We start from the raw sequence: 18,510 nt of genomic DNA, 5'->3' as shown, positions 1-18,510 counted from the left end.
TCAGGCACCGCGGGTTGGGATGCGATTTTCGAACTTGCGGAAGGCCACCACCAGAATGCCGGTGAGGCACATATAGATGAGCGCCAGCAAAAGCAGCGGCTCGTAGGTAAGGAACGTTTCCTGCCGCACCTTGGAGATCACCGCATAGACGTCGACGACGGTCACGGTGGCAACAAGCGGCGTCGATTTCAGCTGCAGCACCGTTTCGCCGTTGAGCGTCGGCAGCGCGCGGTGGATGGCGCGCGGCAGCCAGATGCGGCGGAACATCGTCCAGCGGCCCATGCCATAGGCCTTGGCTGCTTCCAGCTCTCCATGCGGAACCCCGGCAAAGGCACCGCGCATGACCTCGCCCTCATAGGCGGCGAACGAGATGGTCAGCGCCGCCATGCCATAGGGCCAGGCCTCGCGCAGATAGGGCCAGAGGAAGGACTGTCGGATGGCCGGAAACTGCGGGAACAGCGAGCCGAGCCCGTAGTAGAGCAGCCAGAGCTGCAAGAGCAGCGGCGTGCCGCGAATGACGGTGCAGAAGACCTTGGCAGGGAGCTTCAGGAACCAGGGGCCGGTCACCTGCACCAGGCCGATCGGCACCGCGAAAAGGAAGCCGAGGATCGATGTGCTGAACAGCATCAGGAGACTGACGAGAATGCCCCAACCAAGGCGCGGCAGGTAGCGCGGCAGCCAATCCCAGCGCATGAAGACGGCGATCGAGACGACGAAGGCTGCGAAGACCAGCATCATCACGATGCGATGGGGCTGGAAGAAGCTCTTGGCCGTCGGCAGGTCCTCGGGCGTGAAGGCAACGGCGTGTGTGGTTTCGTCGGTCATCGCTGCACCGCCAACCCTCGTCGGGCATGGCGTTCGAGCATGCCGATGAAGATATTGGAGACGAGCGTCAGCATCAGATAGAGCGCGCCGGCGGCCAGGAAGAACAGGAGATAGGCCTTGGTCGTTCCGGCCGCCTGGCGCGTGACCAGCGTCAGCTCGCTGAAGCCGACGACGGCGAGCAGCGCCGTATCCTTGGTCGCGATCAGCCAGAGATTGGAAAGGCCGGGAATGGCATAGGGCAGCATCGCCGGCAGCGTGATGCGCCTCAAGACCTTGGTCGGCGACATCCCGTAGGCACGCGCGGCCTCGATTTGCCCGGCAGGAACCGCCTTGATCGCGCCGCGCAACACCTCGGTCGAATAGGCTCCCTGGACGACGCCGATGACGAAGATGCCGGCCATCAGGCCGCTGATGTCGACCGGGCCGATCGAAAAGAGCGCAAGCACCTGGTTGAGAAGATCGGTGCCGGCGTAATAGAGCAGCAGGATCAGCACCAGTTCCGGCACCGCGCGTACGACCGTGGTGTAACATTCGAGCAGGTCGCGCAGCACCGGGCCGCCATAGAGCTTGCCGAAGGCGCCGCCGACACCGAGGGCGAGCCCCAGCGTGAAACCGCCGACGGCGATCTGAATGGAATTGAAGAAGCCTTGCAGCAACACGCCGCCCCAGCCGGGCGCCGTAAGCGAAAGCAGGCCCCAATTGATGAGGGAATCCGCAGCCATACGTCGAGCTCCGATGGCGCCGGCCGGCGGTCGCTACAGCGTTGCGTGTCCTTCAGACATGCGATGCTGCAACGGGTCGAACGCCGGCCGATCGCGCCTTACTTGCCGTAGATGTCGAAGTCGAAGTACTTCTTCGAGAACGTGTCGTAGGTGCCGTTGTCACGGATCGCCTTGATGGCGGCGTTGACCTTGTCCTTGAGTTCGGTTTCGCCCTTGCGCAGGCCGACGCCGACACCCGGGCCGATCACGGCGACGTCTTCGGCGACATCACCCTTGTAATCGCAGCATTCCTTGCCCTGGTCGGTCGCGAGGAAGGTCTTGAGCGCGATCGCGTCCGCCTGAACCGCATCGAGGCGACCGGCGGCGAGGTCGTTGTTGGCCTCGTCCTGCGTCTGGTATTCCTTGACCTCGACGCCTGCCGACGCGAAGTGCTTGGCGGCATAGGCCTGATGGACCGTCGAGACCTGGACGCCCAGCGTCTTGCCGTTCAAGCCTTCCGGCGTCGGCTTGATGTCGACGCCCTTGGTGCCGATGATGCCGGTCGGAGTATTGTAGTACTTGTCCGAGAAATCGATCGTCTTCAGCCGCTCGTCGGTGATCGACATCGAGCTGATGATCATGTCGATCTTCTTCGAGGTCAGCGCCGGGATGATGCCGTCCCAGGCGACAGGCGTCAGCACGCATTCGAGTTTCGCCTCGGCGCACATCGCGTTCATGAACTCGACTTCCCAGCCTTCCCACTTGCCGCTGGCATCGGGTGCCGTGAACGGCGGATAGGGTTCGGCGGCAACGCCGACCTTAAGCGCTTCCGCCGAGGCGGCCACGCCGCCGCTGACGGCGATTGCCGCCGCAACGGCCAGGACTTTCAATGCCTTCTTCATGCTGTTCCCCTTTTTGGTTGTTTAGCATTCAGGAATTCAGTGAATGGAACTGATGAACTTCTTGAGCCTTTCCGATCTCGGTGCGCCGAAAATGGCCTCTGGCGGGCCCTGTTCCTCGATCACGCCGTTGTGGAGAAAGACGATGTGGTTGGCGACGTCGCGCGCGAATTTCATCTCGTGCGTCACCAGGATCATCGTCCGCTTCTCGCGCGCGAGGTCTCCAATGACCGAGAGTACTTCGCCGACAAGCTCGGGATCGAGTGCCGATGTCGGCTCGTCGAAGAGCATGACGAGAGGCTGGATCGCAAGCGCCCGGGCGATCGCCGCGCGCTGCTGCTGGCCACCGGAAAGAAAGGCCGGGTAGGCGTCTCTCTTCTCGTAAAGGCCGACACGCCGGAGCAGGGTTTCGGCGGTTGCAACCGCTTCCGCCCTTGGCTTGCCGAGCACGTGGATCGGCGCCTCGATGACGTTTTCCAGGATGGTCATATGCTGCCAGAGGTTGAAGCTCTGGAAGACCATGCCGAGCTGGCTGCGGATGCGCTGGACCTGTTTGCGGTCCTCCGGCACCAGGCCGCCGCTGCCGTCGGATTTCATCTTGATCTTTTCGCCGTGCACGCTGACGCTGCCGGCCGACGGAAGTTCCAGGAGGTTGATGCAGCGCAGAAAGGTCGATTTGCCGGAGCCGCTGCCGCCGATGATGGCGATCACGTCGCCCTGCTTCGCCGTCAGCGAAACCCCCTTCAGCACTTCCAATGGCCCGAAACGCTTGTGCAGGTCAGTGACCGCGATTGCCTGGGCCGTATCCGTCATCGGCACGCCACTCCGGCGGCTCTCAGAGCATTTGCTGTTGGCATGAGAACAGTTCCCCTGTCGTTTTCCGCGCGGCATCTTCGGCCTGTCACGGGTCTTTGTTGGCCGGCATCGTGGCACTTGTGTCGCTATTGTTCAAGCGTATAATAACAGCCATCGTCGATTTTTTGACGCCCGCCCTGAGTCTCGATTTCCCGAAGGAGCCGCCCATGCCCCCGTCCCGGCCGATGCCATTGCCGACCGCGCCAGGGCACGTTTTCAAGCGGACCGCGGCATGAACAGGCGCAGTTTTCACCGTGCCCCGGAAGGCGAGCGCCGCCAGGAACTGATCGAGGCGACGCTCGACTGCATCTCCGAATTCGGGCTCAAGGGCGCGACGGTAAGGCAGATCGCGATTCGCGCCGGCGTGACCGCGGGGCTGGTGCGCCACTATTTCGAATCGAAGGACCAGATGGTCGCCGAGGCCTATCGCGCCGTGATCGCATCCTTGACCGACAAGGCGAGCAAGGTGGAGGGCGATCCGGAAACGCGGCTTCGAGATTTCATCGCCATCAACCTCACCGAGCCGGTGGCCGACAGCCGCAGCATCTCGCTCTGGGCGGCGTTCATCAGCCAGGTGCGGGTCGATCCGGTACTCGCCGAGATCCATCGCGAAGGCTATCTCGCCTTCCGCAATACGCTGCAGGAACTGCTTGCCGACTTTCTTGCCGCCAAGGGGAAACCGGCGGATCCGGAAACCTGCCGGGCCTTCGCCATCGCCATCAACGGGCTGGTCGACGGCCTCTGGATCGAGGGATGCCTGGCCGGCGATCTCTTTCGCGAGGGCGAACTGGTCGCCATCGCCATGTCCTCGGCCGAAGCGCTGCTCGGCACGTCGATCGGAACTGCAAAACAATGAAAACGGGAGAAAGCACCATGCGCTACGCGTCGATCACCGAACGTCTTGCCGATCTTGGTTCGGGAAAGTGGTCGCTGCATATTCGTGCCCGCCAGCTGAAGGCGAGCGGCGCCGACATCATCGAGTTGACGATCGGCGAGCCGGATCTCCCTCCGGATCGCGCGCTTCTTGATGAATGCCAGCGGGCGATGAATGCGGGGCGCTATCGCTATTCCAATGGTCGCGGCGAACCCGCGGTCGTGGCGGCGCTCGCGCAGAAATACAGCCGACGTCGTGCCGACGTTACCGCGGCGAACGTCCTGTGCTTCCCCGGCACCCAGACGGCCCTCTTTGCCGTGATGCTGGGCCTGGTGGAAGCCGGCGATGCGGTGCTCGTCGGCGACCCGCTCTATGCGACCTATGAAGGTGTGATCCGCTCTACCGGTGCCCATCCGGTGCTGGTGCCGCTGAAGCCGGAATCCGGCTTCCACATGCAGGCCGAAGATCTCGAAAAGGCGATCACGCCGGAGAGCCGGGTGCTGCTGCTCAATACGCCGCACAATCCGACCGGTGCCGTGCTGACGGCCGCTGAGATTGCCGCGATCGGCGAAGTTGCCCGCCGCCACGATCTCTGGATCGTCTGTGACGAGGTCTATGAGGAGCTGGTCTTCGACGCGGTGTTTGCCTCGCCCTTCGACAATCCCGATCTTGCCGAGCGCACCATCGTCGTCTCGTCCATCTCGAAGTCTCACGCGGCGCCGGGATTCCGCAGCGGCTGGGCGGTCGGCCCGGGCGAGTTTGTCGACCGGCTGCTGCCGGTCTCGGAGACGATGCTCTTCGGCACCCAGCCCTTCATCGCCGACATGACGGCTTACGCCCTGACGCATGACATCGATACCGCGCGCCGGATGCGCGAAGCGTACAAATCCCGCGCCGCGCAGATCGTCTCCGGCCTCGCGGCAGCACCCGGCATCGACGTCTTTGCGCCGGAAGCCGGCATGTTCATTTTGATCGACGTTTCCGGAACCGGCCTCGATGGTGATGCGTTTGCCTGGGCGCTGCTCGAAGAAGAGGGGGTCGCCGTCATGCCCGGATCATCGTTTGGCGATCAGGCACAGAATTATCTGCGCGTCAGCCTGACCGTGCCCGATGGCGCCATCGACGAGGCCTGCCGGCGCATCGCCGCGCTCGCCGAACGGTCCAGCCTGCGTAAGGAGCGCCGCGCATGACTATGGAAAAGACGGTTGGAGAAGTCCTCGTCGATCTGCTCGAGGCCAATGGCGTCGAGGTCGTTTTCGGCATTCCCGGCGTGCACACGGTCGAACTCTATCGCGGACTGGCGGCATCGAAAATTCGCCATGTGACCCCGCGCCATGAACAGGGCGCGGGCTTCATGGCCGATGGCTATGCCCGCGTCAGCGGAAAGCCGGGCGTCGCGCTCGTCATCACCGGACCGGGACTGACGAACACGATAACGGCAATGGCGCAGGCCCGGCAGGATTCGATCCCAATGCTGGTGATCTCCGGCGTCAATCGCCGCGATTCGCTCGGTCATGGTCGCGGGTTGCTGCACGAGCTTCCCGACCAGCACGGCATGATGAAGACGCTGGCGCTCTATTCGCACACCCTGCTCAATCCGGATGACCTGCCGTTCGTCGTCGACCGGGCGTTCTCGGTGCTCGTTTCCGGCAGACCGGGACCGGTGCATATCGAAATCCCGACTGACGTCATGGCGGCGAAGATCGCGCCGCAGGCAGCACGGCCCGCGACCGCCACACGCCCGCGCTCCGACAGTGAGACGCTGCAGCGCGCTGCCATCCTCTGCGCCGACGCCTCGCGACCGGTGATCATCTGCGGCGGCGGCGCCTTGACGGCGGAGGCCGAGGTGAAGGAGCTCGCCGAGAAGATCGGCGCCCCCGTCGTCACGACCGTCAATGCCCGCGGCATGCTCGCCGGCAATCCCTTGCGTGTTCCGGCAAGCCCCAGCCTGAAGGCGGTACGGTCACTCCTGAAGGAGGCCGACCTCGTCCTGGCGCTCGGCACCGAGATGGGCCAGACGGACTACGACATGTATGCCGATGGCGGCTTCCCGGCCTTGCGCAACCTCATCCGCACCGACATCGACGCCGCCCAGCTTGCGCGCGGACCGCATGCGGCGCTCTCCATTCTTTCCGGCGCCAAGGCGGCAACCGCAGGCATCCTCGCCTTCCTGCCCGGCCACACCGCGAAGGACGGCGTGGGGCGTGCCGAAACCGCGAGACGGGCAGCGCAGAAGGAACTGACGCCGAAGATGCGGGCCGAGATCGCCATCATCGACACGCTCTACAGGACGTTGCCGGATTGCACCGTTGTCGGTGACTCGACCCAGGCCGTCTATGCCGGCAACCTCTATTGCGATGCGCCGCGCCAGCGCAGCTGGTTCAATTCCGCGACCGGCTACGGCTCGCTCGGTTACGCCCCGCCGGCGGCGGTGGGCGCTGCGGTCGCCGATCCGTCGCGGCCAGTGGTTTGCCTCGTCGGCGATGGCGGCTTCCAGTTCTCGCTGGCCGAAATCGGATCCGCGGTTGATGCCGAAGCGAAGGTGATCTTCCTCGTCTGGAACAACGACGGCTACCAGGAAATCGAGTCCTACATGGTCGACGCCGGCGTCACCCCGGAAGGGGTCAAGCCTTCGGCGCCGGATTTCCTGCTGGCGGCCAAGGCCTACGGGGTGGAAGGCGAGCGGCTCACCTCGATTGCCGATCTGGCGCAGGCGCTGGCCGCAGCCGCAGGGCGCAAGGGGCCGTCGCTCATCGAGATCCACGAGAGGCGGACGGTGGGCCTTTCGGCCTGACGGCGCGGGAGTGGTGCAACGGGCCGGATTTGACTTTTCCGGCCCGCAATGGTGTTAAAGGCGCGCATGCTCGATTCCGGCCACGTTCTTGCGGTACGGTTGGGGTTCGGGCTGAATTTCGTGTCGCAGGCGCTGTTGCGCTTCGAATTGCTGCTTATGCTTTCCCTCGGATCGAATAGGATTCAAGGAAATATGCAGTAGGCGCCAAGGAAAGGGACTGCGTCCTCGATGGACCGCTTGGGTGGTGGCAGCAAGAACATGCAGGCCGGCCGGCTTCTAGCCGTGCTGTGGCTGTTCTGTGCCTCCTTCGCTATGCAGGTCATCTCGGTTGGGCAGAGCATCCCGTCTCGCTCGTCCTCTGGTGCCCAGGCCGGCAACGTCACCGATACCGGCTCGAGCGATCGCCCTGCAGCCCGACAGATGTCGCGGGCGACACCACTTTCCGATCTCCGATTTACGGCCGAACGCAAGGACGCCAAGTCCGCAGCAGACGACGGTTTGCCGGCTCTGCTGCCGGTACTGGCCGAGCTGGAATATCCCCAATCGTCGGACGGTCGGTTCCTGCGCCGTGTCGCAGAGCAGATCGGTGGGACTGCGAACCACGGTCCCCATATTCGCGCGCCCCCGCGCGCCTGATCCATCGAGCACATACTGGCTGGCTGGCGGATTCGACCGCAGCACTGCCTTTGATGAAACAAAGTCCTGACGGCGCGCCCTGTGCCCGTGCAGGCTCTTCTGGAACCACAACATGCGTACATCGAAATGGGCGATTCTCGTCTATGTCGTCGTGATCATCTTCGGATGTATCGCGGCGCTTCCCAACGTGCTGACACCAACGCAGCGTGAACAGTTCGGCCGCTGGCTGCCGGTCAAGCCGGTGACGCTCGGCCTCGATCTCAAGGGCGGTTCGCACCTCGTCCTCGAAGTTGACGCCGCCGGCCTGCGCAAGGCCCGCCTCGAAACCCTTCTCGACGATACGCGCAGAGCGCTTCGTGCCGAGCGCGTTCCGGCGTCGTCGGCCCGCATCGCCGGCGATACCGTGACGGTCAAGATCGAAGACGCGGCCGACCGCGACAAGGTCCTGCCGAAGCTTAAGGAACTGGCGGCTCCGGTTGGCACGCTCGGCTTCGGCGGCWCGGCTTCCGACATCGAGGTGACCGAGGACGGCGACACCATCACGGTCGCGATGACCGAAGCCGGCCTGAACGACCGAACGACCAAAGCAGTCGAGCAGAGCCTGGAAATCATCCGTCAGCGCGTCGACACGGTCGGCGTCGCCGAACCCTTGATCCAGCGCGTCGGTTCCAACCGCATTCTCGTCCAGCTCCCGGGTCTTGAAGACCCGACGGCGCTGCGCCAGCTTCTCGGCTCCACCGCGCAGATGAGCTTCCACATGGTCGACCAGACCGTGGATCCCAATCAGCCGGCGCCGCGTGGCGTCGACATCCTGCCGGGTGCACACGACACCAACAAATACGCCGTCGAAAGCCGCGTCGCCATCTCGGGCGAGCGCCTGGCAGATGCCAAGGCCGGTTTCGATCAGCGTAGCAACGAGCCGATCGTCTCCTTCAACTTCGACGCACTCGGTGCCCGTCAGTTTGCTGAAATCACCCAGGCCAATGTCGGCCGGCCCTTCGCGATCGTGCTTGATGGCAAGGTTCTGACCGCGCCGGTCATCCGCGAGCCGATCATCGGGGGCAGCGGCCAGATCAGCGGCAACTTCACCGCCCAGGAAGCGACCGTCCTTTCGGCGCTGCTGCGCTCCGGCGCCCTGCCGGCACCGCTGACCGTCATCGAAGAGCGCTCGGTCGGCCCGAACCTCGGCTCAGACTCGATCCGCATGGGCATCTACACCGGCCTTGCCGGCTTTGCCCTCGTCGTCACCCTCATGGTCGTGCTTTACGGCGCTTGGGGCATGATCGCCAACGTCGGTCTGGTCCTGCACACGATCCTGACGATCGCCGTCCTGGCGATGCTCGGCTCCACGCTGACCTTGCCCGGTATCGCCGGTATCATTCTCGGCATCGGCATGGCGGTGGACGCCAACATCCTGATCAACGCACGTATCCGCGAAGAGACGGAAGGCGGAGCGGGCGCGATGAAAGCGCTCGATATCGGCTTCAACAAAGCCTACGCGACCATCATCGATAGCAACGTGACGACGCTCTCGGGCACCATCCTGCTGTTCGCCTTCGGCTCCGGCCCGGTGAAGGGCTTCGCCATCACCATGATGCTCGGCATCATCATCTCGATGTTCACCTCGATCACCGTCGTGCGCCTGATGATGCGTGAGGTCGTCGTTCGCCGTAAGATGAAGAAGCTGGAAATCCCGTCGCTCTTCGGCCGGGTTCCGCGTCTGCCGACCTTCTCCTTCATGAAGGGTCGCTACATCGCCATCGGCATGTCGGCCTTCCTGTCGGTAAGCTCGGTGGTCCTGTTCTTCACGCCTGGCCTCAACTACGGCATCGACTTCGTCGGTGGTATTCAGGTGGAAACTACGTCGAAGAACACGCTCGACCTTCCGAACCTGCGCCACAATCTCGAGGCGCTCAACATCGGCGAAGTGGCACTGCAGGAGTTCGGCCAGGACAAATCGGTCCTGATCCGTGTCCAGCGTCAGCCGGGCGGCGAGCAGGAACAGACCACTGCATTGAACCGCATCAAGGACGCGGTGGTGCAGACGATCCCTGACGCGACCTTCGAGCGTACCGAGGTCGTCGGTCCCACCGTCAGCGCCGAGCTTGCCCGCTCGGGCTTCCTCGCGGTCGGCCTCGCCATGGTCGCGATCCTGCTCTACATCTGGTTCCGCTTCGAATGGCACTTCGCCGTCGGCGCGATCGCGGTTCTGCTGCTCGACATCACCAAGACGATCGGCTTCTTCGCGCTGACCGGTATCGACTTCAACCTGACGGCCATCGCGGCCCTGCTGACGATGATCGGTTACTCGGTCAACGACAAGGTCGTGGTCTATGACCGCATGCGCGAGAACCTGCGCAAGTACAAGTCGATGCCGTTCTCCGACCTGATCGACATGAGCATCAACCAGGTGATCGCGCGATGCATCTTCACCTCGATGGCGACGGCGCTGTCTCTGGTGCCGATGGCGATGTGGGGCGGTGACGCGGTCAAGAGCTTCGCCTGGCCGATGATCTTCGGCGTTATCGTCGCGACCACGTCGTCGATCTATATCGGCGGCCCGATCCTGCTGTTCCTGAACCGTTGGTGGAAGGATCGCGAAGCGTCTCGCTCGACCACGACCCAGGCGGGCACGCCGGCCGCGTGACTTGGGTCTCGGTTTGAGCGCGATGCATTGATCCCGCTCTCAGGATACAAAACGTGAAGGGGCGGCCCGACGGGCCGCCCCTTTTTTGTCTGAATGTGCTGTCTTTATCCCACTCGTGCCTTGCAGACTGATTCTTCGCTACCTAGATAGCAAGGGTCTCCGGTTTCGGGGTGGGAGAACGGATTTGCGTCCGCGTCTCCCTAAAATTTGAAGGGTGGGAATTATTTTTCGCGTCTTCATCTTTTTAATTGACGGAATTGGTAGATTATTCTAGTTTGCCAATACGTGACGCGGGGAGTCCGCCTCACGGTTGTTCATCAAACGCACCGGCATGCTGATGCCGGGCCAGCCAAAGGAGAGTGACATGTTCGGAAACGTCTCGACCGCCGCCTTCTTCGGCACGCGTCTCCTTTGTCGTGCAACAGAGAAAAAATGGCTCATTCGCAATCTCTGCCGAATGTGACCGTCGAACCCCTCGAACTTTATCTTTTGCCGAAATTGAAAGTCTCCGCGCCTCCGGCGTGGAAGGAGCGTTATTTGTATGAGCAAGCAAGTTATCGAATTTGGCGGCGAAGCCGTCGGCGTGGTCGTCCCGGATGAAGATCGGTTCAAGTTCCTGGCGGTGAAGTATCACGTCTGGGATCTGGACGCGAAGCGCTTCGGTTCGGCCGAGGAAGCCCGTGCCGCGATCCGCCAGTTGCTGGCCCATCAGGCCGTCTCGGCGAACCGGCGGGGCCACAGCGCAGCCGCTTGAAACGGGTGAGGGAAGCCATATTCGGCTTTCCTCCCGCATTCGCCAGATAGATCTGAAAATCGTCGTTGCTTCTGCTGCAAGCGTGGCCGCGACTTCGGCTAATTCCCCACTATAATTATATGTTGGCAGTACGTTTCTTGTGCTATGCCAAGATATATTTGCATTTGCGCGGATGATTCCCGTTTAGGGAGCCGCAGGGAAAGCGTGCCGGAATGCTGACGAAGAAGGGAAAATACGGACTGAAGGCTTTGGTCGATCTTGCACGGCTGGAGCCGGGGGAGACCGCCTTCATTACCGAGATCGCACAGCGCAACAATATCCCGAAGAAGTTCCTGGATACGATCCTGCTTGAATTGCGCAACGCCGGCATGCTGCGCTCCAAGAAGGGGCCGGGTGGCGGTTACTCGCTGTCGCGGCCGGCTGCCGAAATCCGCATCGGTCACGTGATCCGCACGCTGGATGGCCCGCTTGCACCGATCCGCTGTGCCAGCCGCACGGCCTATGAAGTCTGCGAAGACTGCAACGATCCCGAAACCTGTCAGGTGCGGGTATCGATGACCACGGTGCGTGACGCCGTTGCCGCGATCCTCGACTCGATGACCTTAGAGGAATTCGCGGCGGACAAGTCGATGCCGCTCGAGACACTGGAAGAAAAGCGGGCCGGCTGACGAAAACGCCGCCGATTGGGCCGGTTTTCCCCCAAAGTCTGCTTCCAAGGCTTGGTTTGCCAAGAAAAAGCGCTTATCTGCCGTCAATGGTCTGACGCGCAGCGTTGCAGCCTGCCGCTTAAGTCTTCGCAGAATTGGGGTCATCATGGGTTTGAGACAAGCATCGGCGCATGAGCGCACCGCGGTTGCGGCTTTGGAGTCGATCGGTCGGACGCTGACGACTGCAATGGTCGGCATCAAGGCGCTGGCAGATCACCTCGGCTCCGACGAGGCCTTTGCCCGCAACATTGTCGATGCCGTCGAATTGATCGGCGAAAGCCAGGGGCGTGTCGTCGTCTCCGGCGTCGGCAAGAGTGGCCACATCGGTCGCAAGATCGCCGCGACCCTGGCATCGACCGGCACCTCCGCCTATTTCGTGCACCCGACCGAAGCGAGCCATGGCGACCTTGGCATGGTCACTTCCCAGGATGTGCTGATCCTGCTCTCCTGGTCGGGAGAGACGGCCGAGCTGGCCAACATGCTCACCTACGCCAAGCGCTTCAATGTGCCGATCGTCTCGATCTGTGCCAACCGCGAGAGCGTGCTGGCGCGCAACTCCGAAGTGCCGATCGTATTGCCCAAGGTACAGGAAGCCTGCCCGCACGGGCTTGCGCCGACGACGTCCGCCATGCTGCAGCTCGCCGTCGGTGACGCGCTGGCGATCGCGCTTCTGGAACGCCGCGGATTTTCGGCCGAGGACTTCAAGACATTCCACCCGGGCGGCAAGCTCGGTGCGCAATTGCGGCTGGTCCGAGAACTGGCGCACGAGGGTGCCCAGATGCCGCTGCTGGAAACGGGCCGGCCGATGAGCGAAGCGCTTATCGAAATGTCGTCGAAGGGTTTCGGCGTCGTCGGCATCGTCGAGAACAGCGGCAAACTTGCAGGCGTGATCACCGATGGCGACCTGCGTCGCCATATGTCGGGCGATCTGCTCCTGCAGCCGGTTGAGGCGGTGATGTCGCGCAATCCGCGCGTTATCCGTGGCGACGTGCTCGCCAGCGGCGCCATGGAGTTCATGCAGCAGCACAAGGTGACGGTGCTGTTCGTCGTCGACGATGGCGGAGCGCCGGTCAGCATCCTGCACATTCACGACCTGCTGCGCGCCGGCGTCGTCTGAGGGGGCCTGGGGCAGTAGGTTTGGCCGGGCGCCCGACAAAACTGGCTAGCCTTTGACCACGGCGGGCCAAGCGCTCGTCTTGCCGGGCTGCACTGGCCGTTCCAGATAGGTGGAAAGCACCACATAGCTCCGCGTCGCCTTGACGCCCGGCGTATCGTAGAGACGCGCCAGCAGCCCCTCGAGCGCATGCGTGCTTTCGGTGCGCACCTTGAGAAGCATGCAGGTATCGCCGGCGACCGAGTGGATCTCCTCCACCTCCGGGCATTCCTCGATGGCAAGCAGGGCCTGTGTCTTGCCCCAGCCGGTCGTATCGACGTGGACGAAGGCGAGCAACGTCTTGCCGATCGCCTCCGGATCGATCAGCGCCGACACGCTTCGGATCGCTCCGGATCGCCTCAGCCGCTTCACACGTTCATGCGCCGCCGGCGGCGAGAGTCCGACCCGTTCGCCGAGTTCGGCATAGCTGGTGGTCGCGTCCTCCACCAGCACGCCTAATAATTTTCGGTCCATCGCATCAAGCTCGCGCTCTGGCACACGCTTCCGCCGAATGTCATCTGTATTTTGATCCATTCCGGAATCTCCTCTTGCTGCTGAATTTCATTCTGCAAACATGAGGTAATGACGAACATCAATCAATCAGTTTCCGATGGCTCAATCGCCAAGGCGCGTATCCCGCCCTTTGCCTACGTGCTCACCATCTGCATCGGCGTCATCGGCTCCAATTCGCTCGCGCTCGGACCGATTGCGCCGGAAGTGGCGCGAAGCCTTGCGGCCGACGTTCCTGCCGTAATGACGGCTTCCGCCGCCTTCGGTCTGGGCACGGCGGTCAGCGCCATCTTTCTTGGCCGCTTCATCGATCGTCATGGCCCGCGTCGCATGTTGGCCGCGGCTCTCCTGCTTCTGGCTGCAGGGTTGGGCGGCAGTGCGCTCGCGCCATCGCTTGCGGTCCTCGTCGCTGCCCAGCTCGTCGTCGGTCTTGCCGCCGGCATCGCGCTTCCCTCGATCTATACCCTGGCCTCGGTCATTGCGCCGGCCGGCCGGGAGAGCGAGACGATTGGCTTGGTGCTGACAGGCTGGACGCTCAGCATGGTGGCGGGCGTGCCGTTATCGGCCGCGATCGCTGACTTTGCGGGCTGGCGCGGGGTTTATGTCATCGTCACATCGGCAACGTTGATCGCCTGCGCTGCTGTCAAGTTCGCGCCGGTGCAGGAAACCGTCACCGGCAAGGCGACATCGCCGTTGGCGGCATTGAACGTTCCCGGAGTCGCGCCGCTTCTGATCGCCTGCGCTGCCTTCATGGCCGCATTCTATGGCGTTTACGCCTATATCGGCGAGCACTTGCATGTCGCACTCAGCCTGCCGGTCAGCGCCAATGGTCTCATCGCCGTTTCCTATGGGTTCGGTTTCGGGGCCGCCGCCTTTCTCGACCGCCTGATTGACCGTTTCGGCGCGAGCCGATTGTTACCATTGATCTTTCTGGTGGTTGGAGGTGTCTACGTGGCCATGGCGGTGGCAAGCGGCTCCTATACGGCCATGTTGGCCGTCGTCTTCCTCTGGGGGCTTGCGAACCATTTTGGGCTGAATGTGCTGATCATGCGCCTCACGGGCCTCGATCCCGGCAAGCGCGGCGCGGTCATGGGGCTGAACAGCGGCGTCACCTATCTCGCGCTCTTTGTCGGCACGATCGGGTTCGGCGCGGCCTATGCCCGGGTTGCCTTCTTCATGCTGCCTTTGGCAGCGGCAGGCCTGATGCTGCTGGCAGCGTTAGCCGTCGCGACGGCGCGGCGCTAGGCTGGCACAGCAGCCGCCACGTCAGCCTTCGTCACGCGGACGAGGCGACCCTTGACCGCTTTTCCGGCTTGCGGCGGGGCGGCGGGTCGATAAAGGCGCCGGGCTGGTTGAGGCTGTTCTCACTGAGGCGCTTGGCAATCGCCTCTGCACCCGCATCGCTTCCGGCGCGCGAATAAAGATTTCCACGCACCTGGATCGAGGCGGCGAGGAGGCGGAACATCGCATTCGCCAGGTCCGGTTCCGGTGCCTGCGGTGCGCGCCAGAAATTGTCGAGCGACTGCTGGTCGGTCAGTCCGGCGATATCGAACACGGCGGTGCCGAGCACCTTCACCGGTCGCCCCTGCTTCAAGGCATGCAGACCGGCCGTCGAATTGACGGTGACCATGCCTGCACTGGCCTCTCCGAGCGTATCGAGGTTGCCGCCATCGAGATAGAAGATGCGCCCGCCAAGGCCCAGCGCGGCTGCTCGTTCTTCGATGATCCTGCGCCAGGGGATCAGGTCGTTGTCGAGCGGGTGCACCTTGAAGACAAGGCGTGCGTCGGGCGCGGCAAAGGCGGCGAAGGAAGCCAACGCCTCGGCGATCGCGTCCTTCTGGCTGTGGAACGGTGAGTGCGCCCGGAGCTGGAAATCGGTTTCGAGCTGCAGCGGATAAACGAAATAGGGGGCGTCGTCCGAAAGCAGCTTGGCAACGGTCGTCTCGGCCTCGGCGTTGCGTCGCTTTTCGGTGAAGAGTCGGCGGATCCAGCCCGCATATTCGGCAAGCGGATGGAAGATCGCGTGGCGTCGATAATGCGGGAAGAGAAACCAGAGAAAGACGTTCGGCAGATTGTAGAGCAAGTCATAGCTCGCATCGGCGAGGAACGTCTGGCTGTAGTGCTTGCGCCAATCCGGCTCGGGCACGCCCGCTGCCGCTGCAAGTATCTGCACGGGATCAGCAGGAAAATGCGAATTCGAGGACATGCCATTGCGCTCTAGCGTCAGCCAGTCCGGTCGCAGATACCCCATCTCGACAATGGCGACGCTAACACCTGCGCGCCGCGCGACCTCGGTTGCTGCCTGGTGGTAGGCCCGCTCCTCACCGAGCATGAGCATGTCGGTGACGCCGTGCTCCGCGACGAAGGCCGTGAGATAGGCAGGCCAATCGGCTGCCGTGCCACGATAATTGTAGGCGCCCTTGCGGCCCCAGATGATCTGGTCGCCGACATTCAGGTTGATCCTCAGGCACGTGTGCCCGCGCGCTTCGAGCCGGTTGGCGATCTTGCGGAAGATCGACGAAGAGGGTCCCTGCAGGAACAGGAATACCCGTCGCTTTGGCCGATTGGCCGCTCCGGTCGATGTCATCGAAGCGTTTTCCATTCGTCCACCGCCGCTATCGCAGCGTATCCTTTCTCAGGTTGGCGTGGTTGAGCAGGTCTTCGACCAAATTCCAGGCCTCGACGTTGCTCGGTTCCACCGGCTTGTGGGAAGACGACTTTGCCTTGGCAAGCGGTACGATCAGGTAGTCGGTGCGCGGATCGGGGAAGGGATCGGCAAAGGATTTGAGCAGCGGCGCATGGTCGCCGTAGAACACGAGCCAGACCGGGCGGTCCAGTTTGTCCAGGCGCTCGCTGAGCGTGTTCAGGGCAGCGTCGGATTGTTCCAGAATGGCCAGATAGATATCGACGGGATTGGTGAGATCGTCGACGCGGCCCGGCTCCCATGGGCCGTGATTGGCCATGGACGCAACGAAGATGAAACCGCTTTCGTCCTCCGGCAGTTCTTCGCAGGCGTCGATCACCTTTGCTGCGAGTTTCTCGTCGGAGACGTAAGGCCCGTCTCTTTCGGGCCGATGGTCGAAGCCGTCGAGCATCGTCAGCTTGGAAAAGCCGAGCTGCGGCATCGCCTTGTGGCGGAGGAAGAAGGTGCGGTCATAGGGATGGATGAAATGCGTGTTCCAACCGGCACGCTTCATCTTCCCCGGCCAGACCACGTCGGCATAGTGCGAGGCCCTGAGATAGGGGTAGCTGGCATCGACATGGATGTCGTCAGGCACGAGACCGCTGATGACGGCGAACTCCGTGCGCAGCGTATAGCCGCCTTCAAAGACGCTACTGAGCCGGCCCCATTGCACCGCCTCGCGCCGCAGCCGGTCCAAGGTCGGCATGTTGAGCGTGCCGACGCCGAAGTGCCGCATGTCGATGAAGGATTCCGATTGCCAGACCACGATCAGCGGCGAGCCGTCGTCGCCGATCAGATCATGCACGGCCGCGCGGACGATCTCGGAGAGTTCGGCGACGATCTTTTCGCGCCGCACGCCAAGCCAGACGATGAAGCGGAAAACGACCGAGCCGAAGGTGCCGAAGCGCACCGTGTTCATCTTGACGTCGAGCACCTTCAGCAGTCTTTGCACCAGCGCCGCCGTCGGGCGGTTGACCGGGCCGTAGAACAACAGCAGCCATGGACCGTAGGCGATGCCGAGCATCATCAGGATCCAGAACAGTTTGCCACGATCGGGCAAGACCGCCGGCTCGAAATACATGTAGAGGCCGGAAACGCCGAAGACATAGAGAAAGGCGACGGTCCAGAAGACGACGTTCAGCGAACTCGCGTAGAAAATCGTCTTGTACTTGAAGACGTCCACGACGAGCGCGATGTCGGAGAAGATCAGCGGCTCGCGGATGAACTTGAACTTGGCGCGGGAAATGCCGGTGAAGATGATGAAGAAGCTCATCGTACCGGCTGCGGCATAGAGCGGCCGCCAGGAGCCGGCGAAGAAGCCGGCAAAGACCAGCGCGATGACCGGCAGGCGGGCAAGCGCGTCGATCACATCCTGCGTCCGCCCGAACGGCGACGGGTGGGCGCGCCGCTCGCGCTTCGGCAGTGCAAAGCGGTCGGTAAAGAAGATCACCGCACAGGACAGCACGTAACAGCAGAGCGTCAGTGTTCTTGGGTAGTCGTGCAGCTGAAAGGGAAGCAACGCCAAGCGGAAACCTTCATGTCTTCATGCCGGCCGAAGCCGCTTCATGCGGCACAGCGTCCGCCCGACACTTAGATCTTATCGCCTGGACGTACAAGCGCAGTCAGGTCTGGCGCTCAGACACTCCACTATTATGCGTCGCGGTGTTGCTGCCACGCGCGATCGCCCTGTCGAACCACCAGTTAAGCAACGGGCGGATGGCCGGCGCGAAGCGGCCGAGGAGAAAGAGCGTCGTACCGAAGTAGACTTCGAACCGTCCCCGGTCGATTCCCTTGGCAATTGTCTTCGCCACTGCGTTCGCCGGCCAGGGACGGACGGTGCCCATGATGATGGCGGCCTCCGGTGGGCGGCTGGCAAGCTCACGCTGAAACTGCGGCGTCTCCGTATCCGGAGGAAAACACACAGAAACACTGACGCCGTGGCTGCGGGCTTCCGAGCGCAGCGCCTGGGCGAAGCCGTGCAACGCGAACTTCGACGCGCAATAGGCAGAATAGCCGTAGATGCCGATGAGGCCGGCGCCGGACGAGATCATCATGATCCGACCGCGTCCGCGTCGCTTCATGCCGTCATAGACGGAGCGGACCGCATGCACGGTACCGGAGAAGTTGGTGTCCATCTGGCGGCGGAACGAAACGCTGTCGAGCTCCTCGAAACGGCCGGGCTCGACGATGCCTGCCGATGTCACGAGGATGTCGCAGGGTCCGAAGGCCTGTTCGCACCTTAGGACCGCCGCCTCGACGTCGTTTTCCGCAGCGACATCGGCAGCTTCGATCCTGATATTGCCGGCACTGCCGCCGCTGGACGTTGCCAGCTTCGCTTGTGCTTGTTCCAGAAGATCGCGGGAACGGGCGATCAGCGAGACACGCGCCCCGCGCGCCGCATAGATCGATGCGACCGAAAATCCGATACCGCTTGAGCCACCGGTGATGATCACATGCGTCATGCTGATGTTC

The 18,510-nt window shown here is 62.9% G+C and carries 17 protein-coding genes; 9 read left to right on the top strand and 8 right to left on the bottom strand.

Going from position 1 to position 18,510, the window contains the following annotated elements; genetic code table 11:
• The 4 genes from AB4Z53_RS02845 to AB4Z53_RS02830 all read right to left on the bottom strand — a co-directional run bounded on the left by AB4Z53_RS02845 (nt 1) and on the right by AB4Z53_RS02830 (nt 3,238).
• The gene (locus AB4Z53_RS02845; RefSeq protein WP_291149173.1) at nt 1-825 is read right to left on the bottom strand and encodes an ABC transporter permease; all 825 of its coding nucleotides are present in this window, start codon (nt 823-825) and stop codon (nt 1-3) included.
• On the bottom strand, nt 822-1,547 hold the full coding sequence (locus tag AB4Z53_RS02840) for an ABC transporter permease (protein WP_113536494.1): 726 nt from the start codon (nt 1,545-1,547) through the stop codon (nt 822-824). Before AB4Z53_RS02840 ends, AB4Z53_RS02845 begins: the two co-directional genes overlap by 4 nt.
• 98 nt (nt 1,548-1,645) lie before the next feature.
• A complete protein-coding gene (locus AB4Z53_RS02835; RefSeq protein WP_113536493.1) occupies nt 1,646-2,428 on the bottom strand; it encodes a transporter substrate-binding domain-containing protein in 783 nt (260 codons plus the stop codon).
• Nucleotides 2,429-2,464: 36 nt separating this feature from the next.
• Nucleotides 2,465-3,238: an ABC transporter ATP-binding protein gene (locus AB4Z53_RS02830; RefSeq protein WP_441594551.1), complete on the bottom strand. Its 774-nt coding sequence runs from the start codon at nt 3,236-3,238 to the stop codon at nt 2,465-2,467.
• A 274-nt stretch (nt 3,239-3,512) separates the two neighbouring features.
• Between AB4Z53_RS02830 and AB4Z53_RS02825 the strand changes: the two genes are divergently transcribed.
• From AB4Z53_RS02825 to AB4Z53_RS02790, 8 genes are all read left to right on the top strand, one after another.
• Nucleotides 3,513-4,136 (top strand): TetR/AcrR family transcriptional regulator, encoded by a 624-nt coding sequence (locus AB4Z53_RS02825; RefSeq protein WP_441594549.1) that lies wholly within the window; start codon nt 3,513-3,515, stop codon nt 4,134-4,136.
• A 17-nt stretch (nt 4,137-4,153) separates the two neighbouring features.
• The gene (locus AB4Z53_RS02820; RefSeq protein ID WP_441594547.1) at nt 4,154-5,344 is read left to right on the top strand and encodes a pyridoxal phosphate-dependent aminotransferase; all 1,191 of its coding nucleotides are present in this window, start codon (nt 4,154-4,156) and stop codon (nt 5,342-5,344) included.
• Nucleotides 5,341-6,948, top strand: coding sequence for a 5-guanidino-2-oxopentanoate decarboxylase (locus tag AB4Z53_RS02815; RefSeq protein WP_441594545.1), 1,608 nt, complete (start codon nt 5,341-5,343; stop codon nt 6,946-6,948). The genes AB4Z53_RS02820 and AB4Z53_RS02815 overlap by 4 nt, the downstream gene beginning before the upstream one ends.
• Before the next feature lie 228 nt (nt 6,949-7,176).
• Complete coding sequence (locus AB4Z53_RS02810; protein ID WP_291149190.1) at nt 7,177-7,584, top strand: hypothetical protein; 408 nt, start codon at nt 7,177-7,179, stop codon at nt 7,582-7,584.
• Nucleotides 7,585-7,696: 112 nt separating this feature from the next.
• Complete coding sequence (gene secD, locus AB4Z53_RS02805; protein WP_441594542.1) at nt 7,697-10,231, top strand: protein translocase subunit SecD; 2,535 nt, start codon at nt 7,697-7,699, stop codon at nt 10,229-10,231.
• A 541-nt stretch (nt 10,232-10,772) separates the two neighbouring features.
• A complete protein-coding gene (locus tag AB4Z53_RS02800) occupies nt 10,773-10,985 on the top strand; it encodes a hypothetical protein (RefSeq protein WP_113536487.1) in 213 nt (70 codons plus the stop codon).
• Nucleotides 10,986-11,197: 212 nt separating this feature from the next.
• Nucleotides 11,198-11,653: an RrF2 family transcriptional regulator gene (locus tag AB4Z53_RS02795; protein ID WP_113536486.1), complete on the top strand. Its 456-nt coding sequence runs from the start codon at nt 11,198-11,200 to the stop codon at nt 11,651-11,653.
• Between the two features lie 145 nt (nt 11,654-11,798).
• Entirely contained in the window at nt 11,799-12,809 is a 1,011-nt protein-coding gene (locus tag AB4Z53_RS02790) for a KpsF/GutQ family sugar-phosphate isomerase (RefSeq protein WP_113536485.1), read from the top strand.
• Nucleotides 12,810-12,854: 45 nt separating this feature from the next.
• Here the strand turns inward: AB4Z53_RS02790 and AB4Z53_RS02785 are convergent, their stop codons facing one another.
• A complete protein-coding gene (locus AB4Z53_RS02785) occupies nt 12,855-13,379 on the bottom strand; it encodes an Lrp/AsnC family transcriptional regulator (RefSeq protein WP_113536484.1) in 525 nt (174 codons plus the stop codon).
• 48 nt (nt 13,380-13,427) lie between these two features.
• Here AB4Z53_RS02785 and AB4Z53_RS02780 point away from each other — a divergent pair, with 48 nt between their 5' ends.
• Entirely contained in the window at nt 13,428-14,600 is a 1,173-nt protein-coding gene (locus tag AB4Z53_RS02780; RefSeq protein WP_291149205.1) for an MFS transporter, read from the top strand.
• 31 nt (nt 14,601-14,631) lie between these two features.
• Here AB4Z53_RS02780 and AB4Z53_RS02775 read toward each other — a convergent pair whose 3' ends face one another.
• The 3 genes from AB4Z53_RS02775 to AB4Z53_RS02765 form a co-directional block, all read right to left on the bottom strand.
• On the bottom strand, nt 14,632-15,942 hold the full coding sequence (locus AB4Z53_RS02775) for a capsular polysaccharide export protein, LipB/KpsS family (RefSeq protein ID WP_113536759.1): 1,311 nt from the start codon (nt 15,940-15,942) through the stop codon (nt 14,632-14,634).
• 28 nt (nt 15,943-15,970) lie between these two features.
• Entirely contained in the window at nt 15,971-17,563 is a 1,593-nt protein-coding gene (locus tag AB4Z53_RS02770) for an LTA synthase family protein (RefSeq protein ID WP_113536482.1), read from the bottom strand.
• A gap of 97 nt (nt 17,564-17,660) precedes the next feature.
• Entirely contained in the window at nt 17,661-18,500 is an 840-nt protein-coding gene (locus tag AB4Z53_RS02765) for an SDR family oxidoreductase (protein ID WP_291149212.1), read from the bottom strand.
• Nucleotides 18,501-18,510 lie beyond the last annotated feature (10 nt).

Source organism: Ensifer sp. 2TAB8, from assembly GCF_052115125.1.
Taxonomy (GTDB): Bacteria; Pseudomonadota; Alphaproteobacteria; order Rhizobiales; family Rhizobiaceae; genus Ensifer.
Note: the sequence above shows the minus strand (reverse complement) of the source record. Positions and strands in the feature narration are given on the sequence as shown.